Source organism: Methanocaldococcus lauensis (assembly GCF_902827225.1).
Classification (GTDB): Archaea; AGJL01; Methanococci; order Methanococcales; family Methanocaldococcaceae; genus Methanocaldococcus; species Methanocaldococcus lauensis.
On the sequence record NZ_LR792632.1, the window covers coordinates 1,232,338 to 1,252,478 of the forward strand.

The following is a 20,141-nucleotide window of genomic DNA, read 5'->3' on the forward strand; positions in this document are numbered from 1 at the left end:
AGTTATCCCTCTCTTATATGTCCCAATATATGCCCAGTTTCTTCTTTTATTATTTTTAATGCAGTTTTACAGGCATTTACTGAACCAGGAAGTGCATATATAATTTTTCCTTTATAAATTCCAGCCATCGCCCTTGATAGCATAGATGAAAATCCTACTTCTTCATAACTTAACTTTTGAAATAAAATTTTAAAGCCATCAATTTCTTTTTCTATAATTTCTTTTAGAGCATCAACAGTAACATCTCTCTTCGCTATTCCTGTTCCACCAGTTAAAACGATACAATCTACATCAAACGATTCAGTAATATGTTCAATTATTCCCTTAATCATATTTTTATTGTCTGGGATTATAGTGTATATTTCAGCGTTTAACTCTTTTTTTAATAAATTTCCAGATACATCACTTACATCTTTGCCCATAATTAAATTATTATATCTACTATCACTTACTGTAACTACAGCATATTTTATATTTTCAATTCTTTTATGCATAGTTTCACCATACTACTAATAAATTATGCAAATATACAAATATAATGGAGCATAAAAATATAGCAAAAACATAATAAATAATAAGAAAAAATTAAAAAGAAATAAAATATTAAAAAACAAAAATTATTTTCTTATTTTTTTAATGCCAATTTAATATCTTCGACTTTAACGGTTTTTCTCTTAGCATGCTTAGCTAAATCAACTGCCTCTCTTGCGATTTCTAAAGCAATTTCTTCAACAGCCTCTGCCAAGTATTCTGCAGCAGCTCTACTTACTCTCTCTGCTCCTGCCTTCTTCAATATTCTTTCAAATGGTGCTACTGGTAACTCTCCCATTATATCACCTCAAAATTTTATAAGAGTTTTTATTAAATTTGCAGTATTTAAAATTTTCGGTTTATGGTGACTATTGGAAAAGGGATGACATTATAATACTTCTTTAGTGATTTTACAAATTGTTTAAATAATCTAATTCTTTAAGAATTTAGATATGTTTATATAAGTTTAACCTTCTCTTTAATTTTTTTAATTTCTTCTATTTTAGCAATAGTTTTTGGATGCTTTGGGAGATAAGGACATTTTATTTCTTTTTCAGTTGATATATCATAAGTTTCAATATCTTTGGCAATTTTTACAATATCATCTTTATCAAAACCAATTAAAGGTCTCAAAGTTAAATAATTTATTACATCATCAATAACTTTAAGGTTTTTTAATGTTTGTGAAGCTACTTGTCCTAAATTATCTCCAGTAACTATAGCATTGCAACCTAAGTATTTAGCATACTTTTCTGCAATTTTTAACATCTTTCTTTTACAAAATATGCATGTATAGTTTTCCTTTTTAATGCTCTTTAACTTTTCTACTATATCTTCAATGTCTTTTTTGTAGTCATAGACAACAAATTCTAATTGAGTGTCGTAATCACTTAAAACCTCGACAATTTTTCTAACTTTGTTTAAAGATTCTTCATTCATCTTCAAGTGTAATAATACTACATTACAACCTCTTCTAATCATCATAAATGCCGCTACTGGACTGTCTATACCATCAGAGATTAAACATAAAACTTTTCCTTGACTACCTACTGGCAATCCTCCAAATCCTTCATACTTTTCTGTAAATAAATAGGCATTATCTTTTAAAATCTCAATTCCTAAAACAATGTCTGGATTAGTTAGATCTACTTCCAATCCAAGTTTTTCGACTATTGCCTCTCCAACTATTCTATTAACTTCTGGAGATGTGTATGGAAAACTTTTGTTACTTCTCTTAGTTTTAACAGCAAAGGTTATTTTTTCTTTATTAATCTCTTTTAATTTCTTCCTTATTATTTGAACTGCATAATTAACAATTTCGTTAATGTTTAAAGGACACACATAAACAGGGCTATATGAAACAATGCCCGGAACTTTTTTTAATAATTTTATTGCTAATTCCTCCTTACCTTTTGTATTTACTTTAACTAACAATCTCCAATGCAGTATTTTAACATCTACATCAATTTCATACTTTCTAAATAATTTTATAATGTTTTTTCTTAAAATTTCTATTAAATTTTTTCTTATAACTTCAGATTTTAATCCAATCTCCCCATATCTAACTAAGATTTCCATAATTTCACCTAAAATTAAGCCCTCTCATCTTTTGCGTATGCAATTATTCCATTTATTATAGAAACTGCCACAGGAGTTCCTCCTTTTGGGCCTATAGTTGTTATATTTGGAATATCTAACTTCCTAAGATTTTCCTTAGATTCTGACGCTTGGACAAAACCAACAGGAACGCCAATAACTAATTTTGGCTTTATATTTTCCTCTTTAATTAATCTTATTACTTCAAATAGTGCAGTTGGAGAATTTCCTATAACAACAATTCCTCCATCTATTAAATCTTTGGCAAACCTCATTGATGCCATAGCCCTTGTAATTCCTTCTTTTTTAGCAACATCATAAACTTTTGGATGATCTATATAGCAATGAACATTATCATACCTTATTCCAACTTTAATCATATTCACATCAGTAACTATTGGAGTTTTGTTTTTTATTGCTTTAATTCCACTCTCTATTGGATTATTTTTAAAAACTAAAAGTTTTGCGTATTCTGGATCTGCAGTAGCATGAACTACCCTCTCAATAATTCCTAATTCTTTCTCATTAAATTGATTTATTTTATCTCCTAAAACTTCTTTTATTTTTTTTCTAACGATTTCTCTTGATTTATTAGCAATGTTTAAGCCATCTTTTGATATTGCCCCCATAAAATCCACAATAACCACCATTAAAAAGTAAAAAATAGATTGAAAATAAAATAATGGAAAAATTTATTTAATATTCTTTATTTCTTAAAGTTTTTATAACGTTATCTACAATTTCTGGAGCCAATCCAATATATGTTTTTGGATCCATCAATTTTTCTATTTCTTCTTTTGTTAAATACTTCATAACATCCTCATCCTCTAATAATACCTCTTTTAAATGTCTATCTTCTTCATACGCCTTCATCGCACATCTTCTAACGACTTCATGAGCTGTCTGCCTTCCCATTCCTCTTTTAGCTAACTCAATCATTATTCTCTCAGCCATTATTAGCCCTTTTGTTAATTCCAAGTTTTTCTCAACATTTTTTATATTAACTTTTAGTTTTTTAATTCCTTTAATTGCTAATGTTAAAGTGTGATCTGTCAAAACGCAAACCTCTGCAAATATGCATCTTTCAGATGATGAATTTGTTAAATCTCTCTCTTCCCATAAAGGAATATTGTCCATTTCTGCAATACATAAGGATTTTATAACCCTTGATAAACCACAAATTTGTTCAAAAGTTATGGGGTTTCTTTTATGTGGCATTGTCGATGAACCTGTCTGCTTTGTTGGGTCAAATTCTTCCTCTAATTCTCCTATCTCAGTTCTTTGCATGTTTCTAACTGTAACTCCAATTTTATTTAAAGTTTGAGCAATTAAAGCTAATAAAAATACAAATTCAGCATGTCTATCTCTCTGTATAACCTGATTTGAAATTAAAACTGGCTCTAGGCCCAAGATTTCTGCAACTCTCTTATGGACTTCTAAACCTTTATCTCCCATTGCAGCCATTGTTCCTACTGCCCCAGTTATCATAGAAACGCATATTCTTTTCTTAGCCTCATTTAACCTCTCTAAGTGTCTGTCAATCTCAGCAGCCCATAAAGCAAATCTCATACCATAAGTTGTTGGAATTGCATGCTGTCCATGAGTTCTACCAACGCAGACTGTATATTTATGCTCTTCTGCCTTATTTAGTAAAATATCTCTTAACTCCTTTAATTTTTTTTCTATAATTTCTATAGACTCTTTTATTAGTAAAGAATTGGCAGTATCTACAATATCATTTGATGTAGCTCCAAAGTGTATATACTCTCCAGCATTTCCTTCGCAAACCTCTGCCAATGCTCTAATTATCGCTACAACATCGTGCTTTGTTTCTTTTTCAATTTCTTTAACTCTTTCTAACTTTACATATTTTGTAGATGCCTTTCTATTTATTTCCTCTGCCGCTTCTTTTGGAATTAAACCAAGTTCTGCTTGAGCCTTTGCTAATGCTGCTTCAACTTTTAACATTTTTTCTAATTTGTTTTCTTCTTCCCAAATTCTTCTCATTTCTGGAGTACCATATCTATAATCAATTGGATGTACTGCCATTTTTTCACCAACAATTGTTTTATTCCACAGAGAATTCTTCAATTGGTATATTCCATTAATATTTTTTAGTTTTTATTTTCTCTTTGGTTAAATAACCATAGAGGTAGAGTCTCCCATAGGTGTAAAATTAGACTGTTTAGAATGAAACAAATAGGAAAAAGGAATGTAAACCACCAATAAACATATAATATGTTATTTTACTATAAATTGATGCTAAGGAACTCTGCTTTAATGAATTCAGATGAAAACTTTCAGATTTCATTAATCTCCATGCGAAGCAAGGAGATAGGGGAGGAGGATAGAGACTTATTTTATGGATATAGTCCTATATAATATTATTATGGAGTTGAAATCTCCACCAAAGAAATTCTACCATCTATAGACAGCCAGAAAGGTGTCTAAGTTGGGAGTAACGAGAGTTTTAACGATAAATCTAACGAGAAAATTAACTGACGAACAATGGATTATCTTAAACCATTTAACTTATTCCTCATCAAAATTATGGAATGTATCTTAGCGTAGTCTCGAATCCTGAGATGGACAGGAATAGAGGGTTTGGCAACCCATGGGAAGTGAGGATTATTTCTTCGCTCTTCTAAAAAACCTCCACTTTAGGCTGGAAGACATCATTCTTTTAAATAATATGCCATATTTTTTTCATCCAATATTATTCCCTTTTTCCACTTTACAAATAAGTAATATTTATCTTTTTTATCATCTGACAGTTCTTTTTCTATTCTTTTAGCTATAATTCTTATAGGGTCTTTACCCACTCTTTCCTTAAAATCTTCAAAACTTTCAAATTTTTTTGCTTCTCTCTCTTCAATTATTTTCCACATGTATTTTGTCTTAATTTCAGGTAATAGCTCCAATGTATGTAATTTTGTAGTAATTGGCGGGCATTCATTTAAAAATCTTATAAATCTTGGTTCCTGCATCTTTACAGCTTCCATAATAACATATAATAGTTCTGCCTTAGCAGTTGGTGTTAAATGATCATATTTTATCATTCTTCTTACATGGTCTATTTTGTCTCTTTTTCCTCTACCAATATAGACTCTTTCACCCAATTGAATATCAACATCAGGCTTTGGAATCATCTCCATTAATAAAAATTGATATTCGCCAAGTCCTTGAACAATAGGCTCGTCAGGTTTATCTGGATAACCATAAGGTAGATAATCTAAAACCCATGCATAGTTTTCAAATTTTTGTGGCTTGTTTTTTTTAGGAAATCTCATTTCTTTTTTATATTGTCCTCTAACCATAAAATTTCACCCTTTATTTAAATCTATGAATTAAAATTTGCAATAAAAAAATTAAAGGTATTTTTTAACAGTGTTTAGAATTTCTTCAGCATTTTCTGGAAGGTCTCTTTTGTAGTATATTGCCTTCAAATCATCTATATCTTCAGGTAAAATATCTGCTATTTTCACTGCTGTCTTTTCATCTACTCCTAATGATTTTAATTCTTCAACTAATTTTTTTGCGGCCTCTTTATCTAACTTAGTAAATTTTTGTAAATAATCTAATGCACATCCTTGTTCATAAGACAGTTCTCCAATTTGTGCCCTTTCATTCATAATTTCTAATGCCTCAGAGATCGTTACATATCTCTCTCTTAAAATTTTTTTACCAATCATTCTCTCCCTCTTTTTTAAAATATCAATATAATAAATTACAAAAACAAAACGACGACAACTAAAAATATAAAAATGTAAAGATATTACTATTAAAAAATCAAAAATAATTTGTTTAAATTTTTAAAATTTATGCGGTTGCTGGTCTTAAGTGCTGTGGATAGGCAATTATATGTTTGTATTTTCCTCCATCTCTAACTTTTACAATAAACGCTCTACCTTGTTTTCCAACAACAATTCCTGTTCTTCCGTGGAATCTTGGGTGAGGCATTCCTTTATGGACTGATGGATCTATAACAATATGGACATAATCTCCCTCCTTATACTCCTTTAAAGCTCTTGTTATTGGATATAAACCTCTTTCTCTTGGATGTTTTGATAACTTCTTTCTTGTTTTTCTTCTAAATCCTTCACTCATTTCTACCATTGTTTCCACCCTCTATATTATTTATATTAATTTTTTCATTGTTTTCATCATCATGAACTTTTAAAACATCCAACTCTTTACAAATACATTGTTTATTTAATATAGATGAGACTGATGGATTTGTTCTTCCATCATCTCCACTAATTAATTCCTTAATATATAATCCACCATCGCAATATATAATCATCTCAAAATGATTGTCATCTACTTTATTAACTTTAACTTTATATACCTTACGGATTCTTACCAAATCAGCCCTTCTATGCAAAACCCTTTTAGGAGTTTTTTGATATATGGTTCTATTTTCAAGTTCTTTTTCAAGGAGTTTTAATTCTTCCTCATTTATTTTTTCAGAACATTCAACTAATGCTCTATATGTCTTTTTATGAGGAGTATTTTTTATTAAAACTTTATCCTCTCTTTTACCAAATTCTAAATTTAAAATCTCAACTCTTCCATCTTTATTAACCTCTTCAGCAATTTTATTTAAATCAATTTTTCTTATTTTTGGTTCTTTAATTTCTAAGACAAAAGGTCGCCCATCTCCAAGCATCCTAACATCTATATCTTCTCTTCCTGCACCATGAAATTTTGCATCGGTTCCTTTTGTTGCCTCTAAGAATGGTTTTGCAACGATTTCCTCCACAGATATTGGATATTTCTTCCCTGTGTAATTACAAACTTCGCAACCTTTTCCTCTACACTTTCTACACGGCCATCTTGTTTGTGGAATCCCTCTAACTAATTTCCTGTATCTACCTTTTATAAATAATGGATTAACCTGCAAATAAATCTCTTCAGTATATGGATTTATATGAACAACTATGTCTGGATACTCCTTATTTGGCATTTTGTTTAATTTAACCGCCAATAATTTACCAAACTCTCTACCAAATTCTTGTTTTATACTTTCCATAAACTCTGTTTCAATCTCTTTTTCAAGTTCTTTAATTTCATTAGGAATGTGAGTTCCAATTAAAAAAGTATCAAAATCGTAATCTTTCAAAAGTTCAATAGTTTTATTTAATAACCTATCAATTTTTTGTTTATCAAATATATTCCTACACCAAGGGCAGTTTTCCTTTTCTATATTTTCATCTAAAACTTCTTTCAACCTTATTTTATTAAAACCACTTCTTACTAAAACTTTTAATAATTCTAACTCTTCTTTATAGTCAATTCCTTCCTCCTTAGCTTTCTTTATTTTTGCTTCAAGTTCTAAGGCCTTGTATAATTTTAAAGCTCTACCTCTCTCAATGTTTGTTGCATGTAACAACTTAGCATATAATCTTCCAAAACATCTATCACAGAGTGGATACTTTTTTAATATTTCATAATTTATAATTTCCATAATCTCGCCCTATGTAGTTTTATAGTTGTGTTGATTTATTAAATTCTAATTTTATAAAAATTTAAATTATATTATTTAAGGTGATAATATGATTGCTAATGTGGATTTACACATACATTCAAGATTTTCTGGAGGAACATCAAAAGATATGAATATAGAGAATATATTAAAGTATGGAAAGTTGAAAGGATTAAACATTATTGGAACTGGTGATTGCACACATCCAGAGTATTTAAAGGAGATAAAAGAGTATAAAGACAGAGAACTAATTTTAACAACTGAAATTGAAGATAAAGATAGAGTTCATCATCTCATTTTACTACCTTCAATAAGTAAGGCAGAAGAACTTAGAGAAAGTTTAAAAAAATTCTCTAAGAATATTGACACAGAAGGTAGACCTAAAGTAAATATTGGCGGAAAAGAGTTATTAGAGATTGTTAAAGAAATTGGTGGTTTGATAGGACCTGCACATTCTTTTACGCCGTGGACATCAGTTTATAAGTCATTTAATTCAATATATGAGTGTTATGAAAAAAAACCAGATTTTGTTGAACTCGGTTTATCGGCAGATACTGATATGGCAGATATGGTTCCTGAACTTAGAGATTTGCCATTTTTGTCAAATTCAGATGCTCATTCCTATCATCCACACAGATTGGGTAGAGAATTTAATCAAATAGAGGTTGATTATATAGGTGGAGTTGAAGATAACTTTGAAGAAATAAAGAAAGCTATAACTCACAACAAAATTTTAGCAAATTATGGATTAGACCCAAAATTAGGAAAGTATCATTTAACTGCCTGTTCTAAATGCCATACAAGGTTTAAGTTGGAGGATGCTAAAAAATACCATTGGAAATGCCCAAAATGTGGAGGATGTATAAAGAAAGGAGTTTTAAGTAGGGTTGAAGAGTTAAGTGATGGAAAAATAGAACATCCTAAATTTAGACCTCCATATTATAGAATAATTCCATTGGCAGAGATTGTAAGTTTGACTCTCAACAAAGGAATATTTACAAAAACTGTTCAAAGTTTATGGGAAGAATTTATTAAAAAATATGGTAATGAGATAGAAGTATTGATAAATGCAAATATTGAGGAATTATCTAAAATTAACCCAAAAGTGGCTGAAACTATAAAGAGGTTTAGAGAGGGAAGAATATATATCTATCCAGGTGGCGGTGGAGAATATGGTAAAATATCATTCAAACCACAAAAAATTAATTGGTATAAGGAGGAGATAACATTAGATAGATGGCTAAAATAGAGTTAAAAATTTTTTATTATTTTGTAACAAAAATTTTAGAATTTACCGAGAGTCGTTATTACTTTTAAAATATATGTAAATATAGAAATCTATGGATTTTTATGATACTGAAATAAAATTAAGAGAACAAATCCCCAATGCATTATCTCGCTTTGCTCGATAATGCCTCTTAATTTAATATTATTTCCCCATTGGGGTCTGATTTTAAACCCATAGGGCTCCGCCCTATTGGGATACCCGGGATGCATTACTTCGCTAACGCTCAGCAATGCCTCTTAAATTAAAATCATTTTTCCCTTTGGGGTCTGATTTTAGACTATAGCTATCAGTTTACCATAAATTAAATTATTATTAATTTATTTTATTAATGCTATGAAAATAAGAAACGGATAGAATAAACATTTATTCAACTATTGCTGATGCATAACCTACAACTGAGGAATAGTCTCCAGTAATATCCCCAGAAGTATAATAACATAATAACTCTGATTTTGTGGCTCCTAAAATTTTCATAGCTCTTAACATTGCTATTACTGGTCCATATCCACACATTGATATATTATAGTTTATAACATCTTCATATAGGTCTTTTTCATTCATTTCCAATATGTGTTTAATTACTATAGCATCCTTTTTTGAAGCTATTTCTTGCGGTTCATAATGGCTTAGATCTGAAGAGGCAATTATTATAACTCTTCTATTTAACTCTTTGGCAATCTTAGCTATAAAATATCCAACCTCAACTGCTGTTTCATAATCTTGAAACATCATACATATTGGAACTATTTTAAACTTAGCAATGTTTAACAATTCCAAGTGCTTTAAAAATGGCAATTGAACCTCAATAGAATGCTCATTCAAATGAGCAGTTTCATCTAAATCAACAATTTCACATTTTCTCCAAAGCTCTTCAACAAATTCCTCGTCACATTTTACATCTCCCAAAGGAGTTTTCCAAATCCCATCCATTACACTAACTCCTGAACCTAAACCAGTATGATTAGGTCCTAAAATAACAGCGGTAATATTTTCAAGGTTGTCTACTCTTTTTGATAGTTCATAATATGAATGTGCCATTACTGGACCAGAGTATATATATCCTGCGTGAGGACAAAGTATTCCAATAGGTTTTTTATAACTTCCATGAACTGGCATAGATTTTGGTCCAAACTTATGCAAATAGCACTGTTCAATTAATTCAATAAGTTCATCAGGATGAGATGGATAAAACATACCAGCAACTGCGGGATATCTTATATTAACCATACTTATCCCCCAATATTTTAGAAAGTAAAAATCTTTATTAATATATTAATATAAAAAATATAAAAAGATAATTATTAAAAAAATATTATTTCCTCTTAATCTCTTTTAAAGCCTCTTCAACATCAGCATTTTCATGGACAATCTTACAAACAGCCCTCGTTATCCCTACGACATCATCGTGTTGGAATATATTCCTTCCAACAGCAACTCCTACAGCTCCTGCATCTATGGCATCTTTTATCATTTGTAAAAATTCTTCATCAGTATTAGTTTTTGGACCTCCTGCAACTACTACTGGAGCTGGACATCCCTTAACTACATTTCTAAATGAATCGATATCTCCTGTATAACTTGTTTTAATTATATCTGCTCCTAACTCCGCCCCTAATCTTGCTGCATGAGCAACTAATTCAGGATCTCTCTCATTTTTAATATGTTTTCCTCTTGGGTACATCATAGCAATTAGAGGCATTCCCCAGTATTCACATGTCTCTGCTATCATTCCCAAATCTCTGTATGCTTCCCAGTCTTCATCTGAACCTACATTTACATGAACTGAAACAGCATCTGCTCCCATTCTAATAGCTTCTTCAACTGTTGTAACAATAACTTTCTTTAATGGATTTGGAGATATTGAAGTTCCAGCTGATAGGTGAATAATTAATCCAATATCTTTGCCATAGCCTCTATGACCATGTCTAACAATTCCTTTATGTAATAGAACTGCATTAGCTCCTCCTTCAGCTACATCATTTACAGTTTTCTTCATATCTATTAATCCCTTAATTGGACCATTTGACACTCCGTGATCCATTGGAACTATTACTGTTCTTTCACTATTTTTGTTGAAAATCCTTTCCAACCTTACAAGTTTTCCAAGATTTTTAATATCTGCAAATAATTCCATATTATCACATTTTTAGTAGTTTTTTGTTTTAACCTATATATTAATATATTATTAAAATAAAAGTAGTTATACCCATAGAAAAATGTTGCTCATTAATATTTAAAATTTATGTTTATGGTGATTAGATGGTATTTAAGGCGTATGATATCAGAGGAGTTTATGGTAAAGATTTAGATGAAAAATTTGCATACTCCTTAGGAAAATGCTTAGGAAATAAATATGAAGATAAAAATATATTAGTTGGAAACGATGTAAGGATTGGTTCTAAAAAACTACTACCTTACTTTATTGTAGGTTTAAAGGAACATTCAAATGTGTATTATGCTGGAACAATATCTACACCATTAATGTATTTTGGAACTAAGGATAAATATGATTTAGGAGTAATATTGACAGCCTCTCACAATCCACCAGAATATACTGGATTTAAGATGTGTGATAAAAACGCTATTCCAATATCTCCAATTGAGGAAATTAAGCCAATATTTAAAGAGTATGAGTTAAATGATAAGATAAAATTAGAAGCAGAAAATCTAAATTTGGAAGATTTTAGAGTAGATATTATAAAAGATTATAAAAAGTTTTTTTTAAATAGGTGTAGTTCATCAGATATAAAAATAGCAGTTGATTTTGCAAATGGCTCTACAACAATTGCTGAAAAAGAAATATTATCAGAATTATTTGAAAATGCTATTTTTATAAATGACTATCCAGATGGGAATTTTCCAAGTCATCAGCCAGACACTTTAAAGATGGAATGTTTAAAAGATATAATAAAGGCTGTTAAAGAAAATAACTGTGATTTAGGATTAATTTTTGATGGAGATGGGGATAGATTAGGAATTGTTGATGAAAATGGAGATGTATTAAGAGGGGATATTTTAACTGCAATAATAGCAAAAGAAATTTTAAAAGAAAAGCCAAAATCTAAGATTGTCTATGATTTAAGATGCTCCAAAATAGTTCCAGAAATTATTAAAATGTATGGTGGCATACCAATAAAGAGTAGGGTAGGGCATTACTTTATTAAAAAGTTAATGCACGAAATAGATGCAGAATTTGCTGGAGAGTTGAGTAATCATTTCTACTTTAAAGAAATTGGATATTTTGAAAGTCCTTTATTAGCTTTAAACTATATTTTAAAGGCTATGGAAGAAGAAAATAAAAAATTATCTGAATTAAATAAAGTATATAATCAATATTCGCATAGTGGTGAAATAAACTTTAAAGTAAGAGACCAAAAATATATAATGGAAAAAATAAAAGAACACTTTAAAAATTGCAAAATTGAAGAATTGGATGGAATTTCAGTTTATTGTAAAGATTTCTGGTTTAATTTAAGACCATCTAATACAGAACCTTTACTAAGACTAAACTTAGAGGCTGACAATGAAAATATAATGAAGGAGAGGGTAGAAGAAATTAAAAACCTTATTGAGAAATTTAATAGAGAACTATTGTAATAATTTATTTAAATTTATTAAAAATTATCTTTAAAAAGTAAAAGTTCAATTATAAATTTTCTATAAAATTGCATTTGCATTTTATTTTTATCAGTGATAATATGGACAAAGAACAGTTAATGAAACTACATCAATTTTTTGTTTATGTTGTAAAAGAAATTAGTGAAGATAATAATTTAAATAAAGATTGTGATGAATTACTTAAATTGTATGAAATGTTAGATATTAGACCGCATCATATTCATAGACTTAAAAATGAGCAAAAGGCGGCAATATTGCTATTATCTGCCTATGTAGCTAAATTTTTAGCTAATAATTTAGATAATGTGCCAGAAAATTTGTCAAAGAAACTTAAAGAGAATGCTATTAAACACTTAATTATTTGTAAAAAAGAAGATATATTAAAAAAGATTGGTGCCTTAGAAAATGATGATGTTAAAATAGAAAAGGAGAATGAAGAAAAAATAAAAGAATAAAGGTGAATATATTATGTTCAATCCGCAGAAATTTATCGAAGAGTCAGTTGAAGATATAAAAAAACAGATTGGAAATAGAAAAGCTATAATTGCTTTAAGTGGTGGAGTTGATAGTTCAGTAGCGGCTGTATTAACTCATAAGGCTATTGGTGAGAATCTAACCGCTGTATTTGTAGACACTGGCTTAATGAGAAAGGGAGAGAGGGAAGAAGTTGAAAAAACATTTAGAGATAAGTTAGGATTAAATTTAATAGTTGTTGATGCGAAAGATAGATTTTTAAATGCTTTAAAAGGAGTTACAGACCCAGAAGAAAAAAGAAAAATTATTGGAAAATTATTCATTGAAGTTTTTGAAGAAATTGCTGAAAAAATTAAGGCAGAGGTTTTAGTTCAGGGAACTATTGCTCCAGATTGGATTGAAACTAAAGGAAATATAAAGAGTCATCATAATGTAGCTTTACCTCATGGAATGGTTTTAGAGGTTGTAGAGCCATTAAGAGAGTTATATAAAGATGAAGTTAGATTGTTAGCAAAAGAACTTGGTTTGCCAGATAGTATTGTATATAGACAACCATTCCCTGGGCCAGGATTGGCTGTAAGAGTTTTAGGAGAAGTTACTGAGGAAAAGTTAGAAATATGTAGAGAGGCTAATGCAATAGTTGAAGAAGAAGTTAAAAAAGCTAATTTAGATAAAGATTTATGGCAATATTTTGCTGTAGTTTTAGATTGTAAGGCTACTGGAGTTAAAGGAGATGTTAGGGAATACAATTGGATTGTTGCTTTAAGGATGGTTAAATCTTTAGATGCTATGACAGCCCACGTCCCTGAACTACCTTTTGATTTATTAAAGAGAATTAGTAAAAGGATAACTTCTGAAATTCCAAATGTAGCAAGAGTTGTATTTGATATAACTGACAAACCTCCAGCAACTATTGAATTTGAATAATTATATGTTATAATTTACGTTCAATTTCTAATTCTAATAACTTTATTACCTCTTTTAAATTAATATATCCCTTATAAAGAGCAGAGCCTATAACTACTCCATAAACTCCAATATCTTTTAAAATCTCAATATCTTTTAATGTTGTAACCCCACCAGAATAAATAATTGGAATATCTGTATTTTCAACTAAATCTTTAACTATATCTATATTAATTCCCTTCAATAATCCTTCAACATCAACATTTGTAAATAAAATATATCCTACTTTATCTTCAAATTCTTTAATAACTTGAATTGGAGTTTTATCTATTGTCTCTTTCCAACCTTTAACTGCCACTTTACCATTTTTACATTCAACTGCCAAAACAATTTTATCTCTACCAATCTCATTAGTTAAAATATCTACAAAATCTGGCTCTAAAATTGCCTTAGTTCCTAATATAATTCTATCAACTCCCATATTTATTAATTCTTTAGCAACTTCTAAACTCCTTATACCCCCTCCAACTTCTACGGGGACATTGACAGATTTTACAATCTCCTTAATAATGTCTCTATTATTCCCACTTCCTAATGCGGCATCTAAATCTATAATATGCAAATACTCAGCCCCTTCATTAACAAACTTTTTTGCAACTTCCACAGGATTATTAATTTCTAAATGCTTTTTATTTGGATCCCCTTGAATTAATTGAACGCATTTTTTGTCTTTTAAATCAACTGCTGGAATTACTATCATTTTAAATCACCATAATGAGATTATTAACACTCCTTTAGCATTTGGTTTCTTTTTTATCATCAATATGGCATCTTCTCCATCTTCATAATATTTTGGAAGTAATCTTCTATCTTTATAACCCATTTTATAATAAAATTTTCTTGCGATAATGTTGGAAACTCTAACCTCTAAGACAATATAATTACAGTTTGCCACATTAAAATAGTAATCTTCCAAAGTTTTTAATAAACTCTTACCTATTCCTTTGCCCCTAAACTCTTTTTTTACAGCAAGAGAAACGATATGCCCATTACCCCAATCCATACTTCCTAATATATAGCCAACAACTTTTCCATTAATTTCGGCAACATAAAAACAGTTTGGATACATAGCCCATAATCCTAAAACTAATTCAGTAGGATATGGATTTTTAAAAGATTCTCTTTCTATTTCTTCAACATCTTCTAAATCTTTGGTCGTAAATTTTCTAATTATCATATTCCCACTAAAATTAATTTAATTTTTTCTCATTTTCTTTAATCGTTCTCGTTCTAATATAAATTTTTTCTTTTCTACTCCATAAGAATATCCTCCTAAAGAATTTTTAGCAACAACTCTGTGGCAAGGTATTATTAAAGGTAAAGGATTTCTTTTTAAAGATATTCCTACAGCTCTTGGAGATGTATTTAGTTTTTTGGCAATGTCTCCATAACAAATAGTTTCTCCAAATTCAATATTCTTAACAATCTCCAAGACTTTTTTAGTAAATTCTGGAACTTCCAATTTGTAATTTATTATATTTCTCGCTTCTTTATCATCCATTTCTCCAAAGTATAGTTTTAATAAAATTTCAGCAGTTTTTAAATATTTGCCTTCTGGATTTTCTATAATCTTTCCATTAAAAAATTTAAATATTTCCTCTTTTCTCAAAGGAATAGTATTCCTAACCAATTGATTACCTTTAAATATCATCCCAATGAAATAATCTTCAATATGAACTATATAATATTTCATAAATATCCCCTTAATGGTGAAATGAATGTTAATAATAATAAACTACAAAACATACAAGGAAAGTATTGGTAGTAAAGGTTTAGAAATAGCAAAGGCTGCTGAAAAAGTTAGTGAAGAGAGTGGAATCACAATAGGAGTAGCTCCTCAATTTGTAGATTTGAGATATATTATAGAGAATACATCAATTCCTGTTTATGCTCAACATATAGATAATATAACTCCAGGAAGTCATACTGGGCATATATTACCTGAGGCTATTAAAGATTGTGGATGTAAAGGAACTTTAATAAATCACTCAGAAAAGAGGATGTTATTGGCAGATATTGAGGCAATTATAAATAGATGTAAAACTCTCGGATTGGAAACAGTTGTTTGTACAAATAACATAAACACATCTAAGGCTGTTGCTACTTTAAATCCTGACTATATTGCTGTTGAGCCACCAGAACTTATAGGAACTGGAATTCCAGTTTCAAAGGCAAATCCAGAAATAGTTGAAGGAACTGTTAAGGCAGTTAAAGAAATAAACAAAGATATTAAAGTTTTATGTGGGGCGGGAATATCAAAAGGAGAGGATGTTAAAGCGGCAATTGATTTAGGGGCAGAGGGAGTTTTATTGGCATCTGGTGTTGTTAAGGCAAAAAATGTAGAAGAGGCAATAAGAGAGCTGATAAAGTATATTTAAATTAAGTTCCTTCTCTCCAATCTTCTAAATACCTTTTTTGCTCCTCAGTTAGTTCATCAATTTCTATTCCCATAGATTTTAACTTTAATTTTGCTATCATTAAGTCCTGCTCGTAAGGAATGTTATAAACCTTTGGCTCTAATTTTTCATGATTTTTTAAAATATACTCTGCCGCCAAAGCCTGATTTGCAAAACTCATATCCATAACTTCACAGGGATGTCCATCTGCACAGGCTAAATTAACTAACCTACCCTCTCCGAGGAGATATATTTTTTTATCTCCTAAATCATACTCAGTTACGCAGTTTCTTACTTCTTTTATTGACTTTGCCAACTCTTTTAAGTGTTGTTTGTTAATTTCATTATCAAAGTGTCCAGCATTTGCCAAAATTGCCCCATCCTTCATTTTCAATATATGCTCCTTTCTGATAACATCTTTACATCCAGTTGTAGTTATAAATATATCTCCTATTTTTGCTGCATCATCCATTTTCATAACTCTAAATCCATCCATTCTCGCCTCTAACGCTCTTATTGGATTTACCTCAGTAACTACAACCTCTGCCCCCAAACCTTTAGCTCTCATTGCTACTCCTCTACCACACCATCCATATCCAGCTACAACAACAGTTTTTCCAGATATTAACAAATTTGTAGCTCTTAAAATACCATCTAAGGCACTCTGCCCAGTTCCGTATCTATTGTCAAATAGATGTTTTGTATAAGCATCATTTACATCCATAACTGGAAATTTTAACGCCCCTTCTTTTTCCATTGCCTTCAATCTAATGATTCCAGTAGTTGTTTCTTCACAACCTCCCATTATATTGTCTAAGAGCTCAGTTCTCTTTGTATGCAACAAAAATATTAAATCACAACCATCGTCTATAACAATGTCAGGCTTATGGTCTAAAACTTTATTTAAATTTCTATAATATTCCTCAACTGTTTCTCCTCTCCAAGCATACACGTGCATGCCTTTCTTAGCACATGCTGCTGCTACATCATCTTGTGTAGATAATGGATTACATCCAGTTATAGCAATTTCTGCCCCGCCCTCCATTAATGTCTCTGCCAAAACAGCAGTTTTTGCCTCTAAATGCAAAGCCATACCTATTGTTATTCCTTCAAATGGCTTCTCTTCTTTAAATCTTTCTCTAATTAAACCTAAAACAGGCATATGCCTTTTAGCCCATTGAATTTTTTTCTCTCCATCTTTCCAAAGATTTATGTCTCTAACTTCATACATTGATTTCACCATTCTAATTTTGTTTTTTATTCAAACTATTAATTACAAAACCTTTATATGTAAATGGATAACATTATTACCTTGAATAATATACTTTTGGTGAAAAAATGAGTGGTCTAATTGGAATTATAATCTTAATAGGTGTAGGTATATTAATAGGATATATACTATTCGGTAGAAAAAAAGAAAAAGTAGTATATGTTCAAGGTAATCAAAATGTCCCAACTGTTAGGAGTAGTCCCATAATTTATAGAGGAGGTAATGGAAGTAGTTCCGGAAGTAATTTATTAGGAACAGCAGCAGCTGTTGCTGGAGGTGTTGTTGCTGGGGAGTTAATCGCTGATGCTGTTGAAGATATGTTGGATGGGGATGTTATTGAAAATATAGAGGAGTCAATTGAAAATGCAGGAGATTATGTTGAGGATGCATTTGATGACTTTGGTGAAGATATTTTTTAAATTTTAATAGATATCAAACAACTCTCCCAAAGTTACTTTTTTATCTGTCTTAACCAACTCTGGAATTTTTCCTTTAATCCCTACTTTATCTTTAATAACAACAAAAACACCATCTATTTTGTCAATTTCATCTGCCTTTTCTAAAGCGTTAAATATCATTTCCTCCTCATTTCTACCTCTTGAAGCGTTACATATTGCTGTTGCCGCGGCATCCGCTATGGCAGAACTTTTGGCAAAAACAGTTACAGCATCAGCCTCACCAAAACTTATGGAATGCCCTACGGTTGCTGATGAAGTACAAACACCATAAATATTTTTAATTTTCTCTTTTTTTAATTTAAATCCAACTTTTCCAGTAATTTTAGAATTTCCAGCATATAACCCAACTACAATATCTTTTTTACTTCTTAAACAAATATCTCCACCATTTTCAGCGATAATATTTTTAGCATTTATATTTTTAACAACCATCTCAGATATTGCCCCAGCAACGCTTGCCATTGGGCCAACATTTGCTATTAATCCAGCCATAGCCATTAACTTTACAATTTCTGGAGCATCATCTTCCACATAAATTGGAGTGTATGATGTTAAAAAGAGATTATTTTTTAATATATATCTTTCTAATTCTAATCTATTTTCCATTATAATATCTTCAGCTATTTTGAAATATTTAATATCATCAACCTTTAAAAGAATGTTTGTCTCTTTAATAATAATTCTTTTTTTGAACCACATATTACTCCTCCAAATTATAAAAATTTAAAATCATATTTAAGTCATCTTCTAAGTTTCTTCCTTTTGTTGTTAAGTAGTTTCCAACCATTAAGCCATCTAAAGCCATTAAGGCATAGGATTGATAATCTTTTAAATTATATATTCTTCCACCCGCAAGCCTTATTTCAGTGTATGGCATAATTATCTTAAAAATTGCTATTGACTTTAAAATTTCTGGAATACTTATTACCTTTATAACTCCACTTTTTATTTTTTCATAAACCTTAGTGCCTTCAATAGGATGAAGAATGTTTATTGGGACACTATCTACATTTAACTCTTTAAGTTCAAAGGCTAAACTTATTCTATCATATAAACTCTCTCCTAATCCAAGTATTCCGCCACTGCAAACTTCCAATCCTATTTTTTTCGCCTCTTTAATAACTTTAACCTTATCTTCATAAGAATGAGTAGAACATATATTTTTAAAGTAATTTTTTGATGTCTCTAAGTTGTTGTGAATTCTAACATCTAACTTTTTTAATTCTTTTAATTTTTCTTTATCCAACAATCCTAAGGAACAACACACTTTTAGGCTGGTTTCTTCTTTTATTAGTTCAATAGATTCAACAATTTCTGTAAATTCATCATCATTAATTTTTTTACCACTAACAACTATGCTGAATCTCTCAATTTTTAACTTTTTATTTCTATATTTACTTTCAATTTTGTTATTCTCAATTTCAATTTTTTTAGCGCATTGTAGGATTTCTCTTTTTGATTTTAAGGGATATATTGGAATTTTACATTTATTGTGAATTGATTGTGAGCAAAAAATACAATCTTCTGAGCACTTTCCACTTTTAGCATTCATTATTGAACAAAGTTTAATATCATTGTTTATTTTACTTTTTATTTTAAAAGATAAATATAATAACTCAATTACACTAAAATTGTTATAAAGGTATAAAGCGTCTTCAAAACTTATTCTATTTTTTAATGATTTTTCTAAATAGTCTAAGATTTCCATATTGTTCCCTATAATAATTTATCTTAAAAACTCTCTATAGTATTTTTCTGCAATGTCTCCAAAAATTGGAAATTTATATTTTTCTCCATTGTATGCTTTAAACATTCCAACAATCCATAAGATTATTATAGCAATATTTATTAATGCTGAAATTATCCATCCAATAATTGGGATCTTAGAAATAATTATATTTATTATGCTTAATGATAAAAAGGTTATAAAAGACTGCATGGCGTGAAATCTAACAAAATCATCCTCTTTTTCTAACAACAGGAATATTAATCCGCTAATCCAAAATAATAAATAAGATAAAGCTCCTTCTATATTTCTATCTAATCCTAATGCCATATT

24 protein-coding genes are annotated in these 20,141 nt (G+C 29.8%); 6 read left to right on the forward strand and 18 right to left on the reverse strand.

Annotated elements, in window-relative coordinates:
• Nucleotides 1-2: 2 nt before the first annotated feature.
• The 9 genes from KMP69_RS06520 to KMP69_RS06560 all read right to left on the reverse strand — a co-directional run bounded on the left by KMP69_RS06520 (nucleotide 3) and on the right by KMP69_RS06560 (nucleotide 7,594).
• A complete protein-coding gene (locus KMP69_RS06520; protein ID WP_214399644.1) occupies nucleotides 3-494 on the reverse strand; it encodes a MogA/MoaB family molybdenum cofactor biosynthesis protein in 492 nt (163 codons plus the stop codon).
• A 131-nt stretch (nucleotides 495-625) separates the two neighbouring features.
• A complete protein-coding gene (locus KMP69_RS06525) occupies nucleotides 626-829 on the reverse strand; it encodes a histone family protein (RefSeq protein ID WP_214399645.1) in 204 nt (67 codons plus the stop codon).
• A 158-nt stretch (nucleotides 830-987) separates the two neighbouring features.
• Nucleotides 988-2,109 (reverse strand): tRNA uracil 4-sulfurtransferase ThiI, encoded by a 1,122-nt coding sequence (thiI, locus tag KMP69_RS06530; protein ID WP_214399646.1) that lies wholly within the window; start codon nucleotides 2,107-2,109, stop codon nucleotides 988-990.
• 14 nt (nucleotides 2,110-2,123) lie between these two features.
• Complete coding sequence (locus KMP69_RS06535) at nucleotides 2,124-2,756, reverse strand: cobalt-precorrin-8 methylmutase (RefSeq protein WP_214400788.1); 633 nt, start codon at nucleotides 2,754-2,756, stop codon at nucleotides 2,124-2,126.
• Between the two features lie 67 nt (nucleotides 2,757-2,823).
• The gene (gene purB, locus KMP69_RS06540) at nucleotides 2,824-4,176 is read right to left on the reverse strand and encodes an adenylosuccinate lyase (protein ID WP_214399647.1); all 1,353 of its coding nucleotides are present in this window, start codon (nucleotides 4,174-4,176) and stop codon (nucleotides 2,824-2,826) included.
• 626 nt (nucleotides 4,177-4,802) lie between these two features.
• Nucleotides 4,803-5,444: a DUF655 domain-containing protein gene (locus KMP69_RS06545; RefSeq protein ID WP_214399648.1), complete on the reverse strand. Its 642-nt coding sequence runs from the start codon at nucleotides 5,442-5,444 to the stop codon at nucleotides 4,803-4,805.
• Nucleotides 5,445-5,495: 51 nt separating this feature from the next.
• Entirely contained in the window at nucleotides 5,496-5,819 is a 324-nt protein-coding gene (locus KMP69_RS06550) for an RNA polymerase Rpb4 family protein (RefSeq protein WP_214399649.1), read from the reverse strand.
• 127 nt (nucleotides 5,820-5,946) lie between these two features.
• Nucleotides 5,947-6,243, reverse strand: coding sequence for a 50S ribosomal protein L21e (locus KMP69_RS06555; RefSeq protein WP_214399650.1), 297 nt, complete (start codon nucleotides 6,241-6,243; stop codon nucleotides 5,947-5,949).
• Nucleotides 6,227-7,594 (reverse strand): tRNA pseudouridine(54/55) synthase Pus10, encoded by a 1,368-nt coding sequence (locus tag KMP69_RS06560; protein WP_214399651.1) that lies wholly within the window; start codon nucleotides 7,592-7,594, stop codon nucleotides 6,227-6,229. Before KMP69_RS06560 ends, KMP69_RS06555 begins: the two co-directional genes overlap by 17 nt.
• A gap of 88 nt (nucleotides 7,595-7,682) precedes the next feature.
• Between KMP69_RS06560 and KMP69_RS06565 the strand changes: the two genes are divergently transcribed.
• On the forward strand, nucleotides 7,683-8,861 hold the full coding sequence (locus KMP69_RS06565) for a TIGR00375 family protein (protein ID WP_214399652.1): 1,179 nt from the start codon (nucleotides 7,683-7,685) through the stop codon (nucleotides 8,859-8,861).
• A gap of 402 nt (nucleotides 8,862-9,263) precedes the next feature.
• Here KMP69_RS06565 and amrB read toward each other — a convergent pair whose 3' ends face one another.
• Together amrB and KMP69_RS06575 are read right to left on the reverse strand one after the other, a co-directional pair.
• Nucleotides 9,264-10,127 (reverse strand): AmmeMemoRadiSam system protein B, encoded by an 864-nt coding sequence (gene amrB, locus KMP69_RS06570; protein WP_214399653.1) that lies wholly within the window; start codon nucleotides 10,125-10,127, stop codon nucleotides 9,264-9,266.
• 85 nt (nucleotides 10,128-10,212) lie between these two features.
• On the reverse strand, nucleotides 10,213-11,034 hold the full coding sequence (locus tag KMP69_RS06575) for a 2-amino-3,7-dideoxy-D-threo-hept-6-ulosonate synthase (RefSeq protein WP_214399654.1): 822 nt from the start codon (nucleotides 11,032-11,034) through the stop codon (nucleotides 10,213-10,215).
• Between the two features lie 125 nt (nucleotides 11,035-11,159).
• Between KMP69_RS06575 and KMP69_RS06580 the strand changes: the two genes are divergently transcribed.
• The 3 genes from KMP69_RS06580 to guaA all read left to right on the forward strand — a co-directional run bounded on the left by KMP69_RS06580 (nucleotide 11,160) and on the right by guaA (nucleotide 13,919).
• Complete coding sequence (locus tag KMP69_RS06580) at nucleotides 11,160-12,497, forward strand: phosphomannomutase/phosphoglucomutase (RefSeq protein WP_214399655.1); 1,338 nt, start codon at nucleotides 11,160-11,162, stop codon at nucleotides 12,495-12,497.
• A gap of 101 nt (nucleotides 12,498-12,598) precedes the next feature.
• Nucleotides 12,599-12,973: a UPF0058 family protein gene (locus KMP69_RS06585; protein WP_214399656.1), complete on the forward strand. Its 375-nt coding sequence runs from the start codon at nucleotides 12,599-12,601 to the stop codon at nucleotides 12,971-12,973.
• A 13-nt stretch (nucleotides 12,974-12,986) separates the two neighbouring features.
• Nucleotides 12,987-13,919: a glutamine-hydrolyzing GMP synthase gene (guaA, locus tag KMP69_RS06590; RefSeq protein WP_214399657.1), complete on the forward strand. Its 933-nt coding sequence runs from the start codon at nucleotides 12,987-12,989 to the stop codon at nucleotides 13,917-13,919.
• Nucleotides 13,920-13,926: 7 nt separating this feature from the next.
• Here the strand turns inward: guaA and hisA are convergent, their stop codons facing one another.
• From hisA to KMP69_RS06605, 3 genes are read right to left on the reverse strand one after another with little or no spacing between them, the layout of a single operon-like run.
• Nucleotides 13,927-14,658, reverse strand: a complete 732-nt coding sequence (gene hisA, locus KMP69_RS06595) for a 1-(5-phosphoribosyl)-5-[(5-phosphoribosylamino)methylideneamino]imidazole-4-carboxamide isomerase (RefSeq protein WP_214399658.1) — start codon at nucleotides 14,656-14,658, stop codon at nucleotides 13,927-13,929.
• 6 nt (nucleotides 14,659-14,664) lie between these two features.
• Nucleotides 14,665-15,135 carry a ribosomal protein S18-alanine N-acetyltransferase gene (rimI, locus tag KMP69_RS06600; RefSeq protein ID WP_214399659.1) on the reverse strand — a complete coding sequence of 157 codons (471 nt, stop codon included), beginning with the start codon at nucleotides 15,133-15,135 and terminating at the stop codon, nucleotides 14,665-14,667.
• Nucleotides 15,136-15,153: 18 nt separating this feature from the next.
• A complete protein-coding gene (locus tag KMP69_RS06605; protein ID WP_214399660.1) occupies nucleotides 15,154-15,651 on the reverse strand; it encodes a methylated-DNA--[protein]-cysteine S-methyltransferase in 498 nt (165 codons plus the stop codon).
• A gap of 25 nt (nucleotides 15,652-15,676) precedes the next feature.
• On the opposite strand from KMP69_RS06605, the gene tpiA reads away from it, so the two are divergent.
• Entirely contained in the window at nucleotides 15,677-16,336 is a 660-nt protein-coding gene (tpiA, locus tag KMP69_RS06610) for a triose-phosphate isomerase (RefSeq protein ID WP_214399661.1), read from the forward strand.
• Nucleotide 16,337: 1 nt separating this feature from the next.
• Here the strand turns inward: tpiA and ahcY are convergent, their stop codons facing one another.
• Nucleotides 16,338-17,585, reverse strand: a complete 1,248-nt coding sequence (gene ahcY, locus KMP69_RS06615) for an adenosylhomocysteinase (protein WP_214399662.1) — start codon at nucleotides 17,583-17,585, stop codon at nucleotides 16,338-16,340.
• Nucleotides 17,586-17,692: 107 nt separating this feature from the next.
• Here ahcY and KMP69_RS06620 point away from each other — a divergent pair, with 107 nt between their 5' ends.
• A complete protein-coding gene (locus tag KMP69_RS06620) occupies nucleotides 17,693-18,043 on the forward strand; it encodes a hypothetical protein (protein ID WP_214399663.1) in 351 nt (116 codons plus the stop codon).
• A 3-nt stretch (nucleotides 18,044-18,046) separates the two neighbouring features.
• Here KMP69_RS06620 and KMP69_RS06625 read toward each other — a convergent pair whose 3' ends face one another.
• Genes KMP69_RS06625 through KMP69_RS06635 form a run of 3 tightly spaced genes read right to left on the reverse strand, consistent with a single transcriptional unit; the run spans nucleotide 18,047 to nucleotide 20,138 of the window.
• Nucleotides 18,047-18,781, reverse strand: coding sequence for a UPF0280 family protein (locus tag KMP69_RS06625; RefSeq protein ID WP_214399664.1), 735 nt, complete (start codon nucleotides 18,779-18,781; stop codon nucleotides 18,047-18,049).
• A 1-nt stretch (nucleotide 18,782) separates the two neighbouring features.
• Nucleotides 18,783-19,790 carry a biotin synthase BioB gene (bioB, locus tag KMP69_RS06630; protein WP_214399665.1) on the reverse strand — a complete coding sequence of 336 codons (1,008 nt, stop codon included), beginning with the start codon at nucleotides 19,788-19,790 and terminating at the stop codon, nucleotides 18,783-18,785.
• Between the two features lie 18 nt (nucleotides 19,791-19,808).
• The gene (locus KMP69_RS06635; RefSeq protein WP_214399666.1) at nucleotides 19,809-20,138 is read right to left on the reverse strand and encodes a DUF4870 domain-containing protein; all 330 of its coding nucleotides are present in this window, start codon (nucleotides 20,136-20,138) and stop codon (nucleotides 19,809-19,811) included.
• Nucleotides 20,139-20,141: the final 3 nt, after the last annotated feature.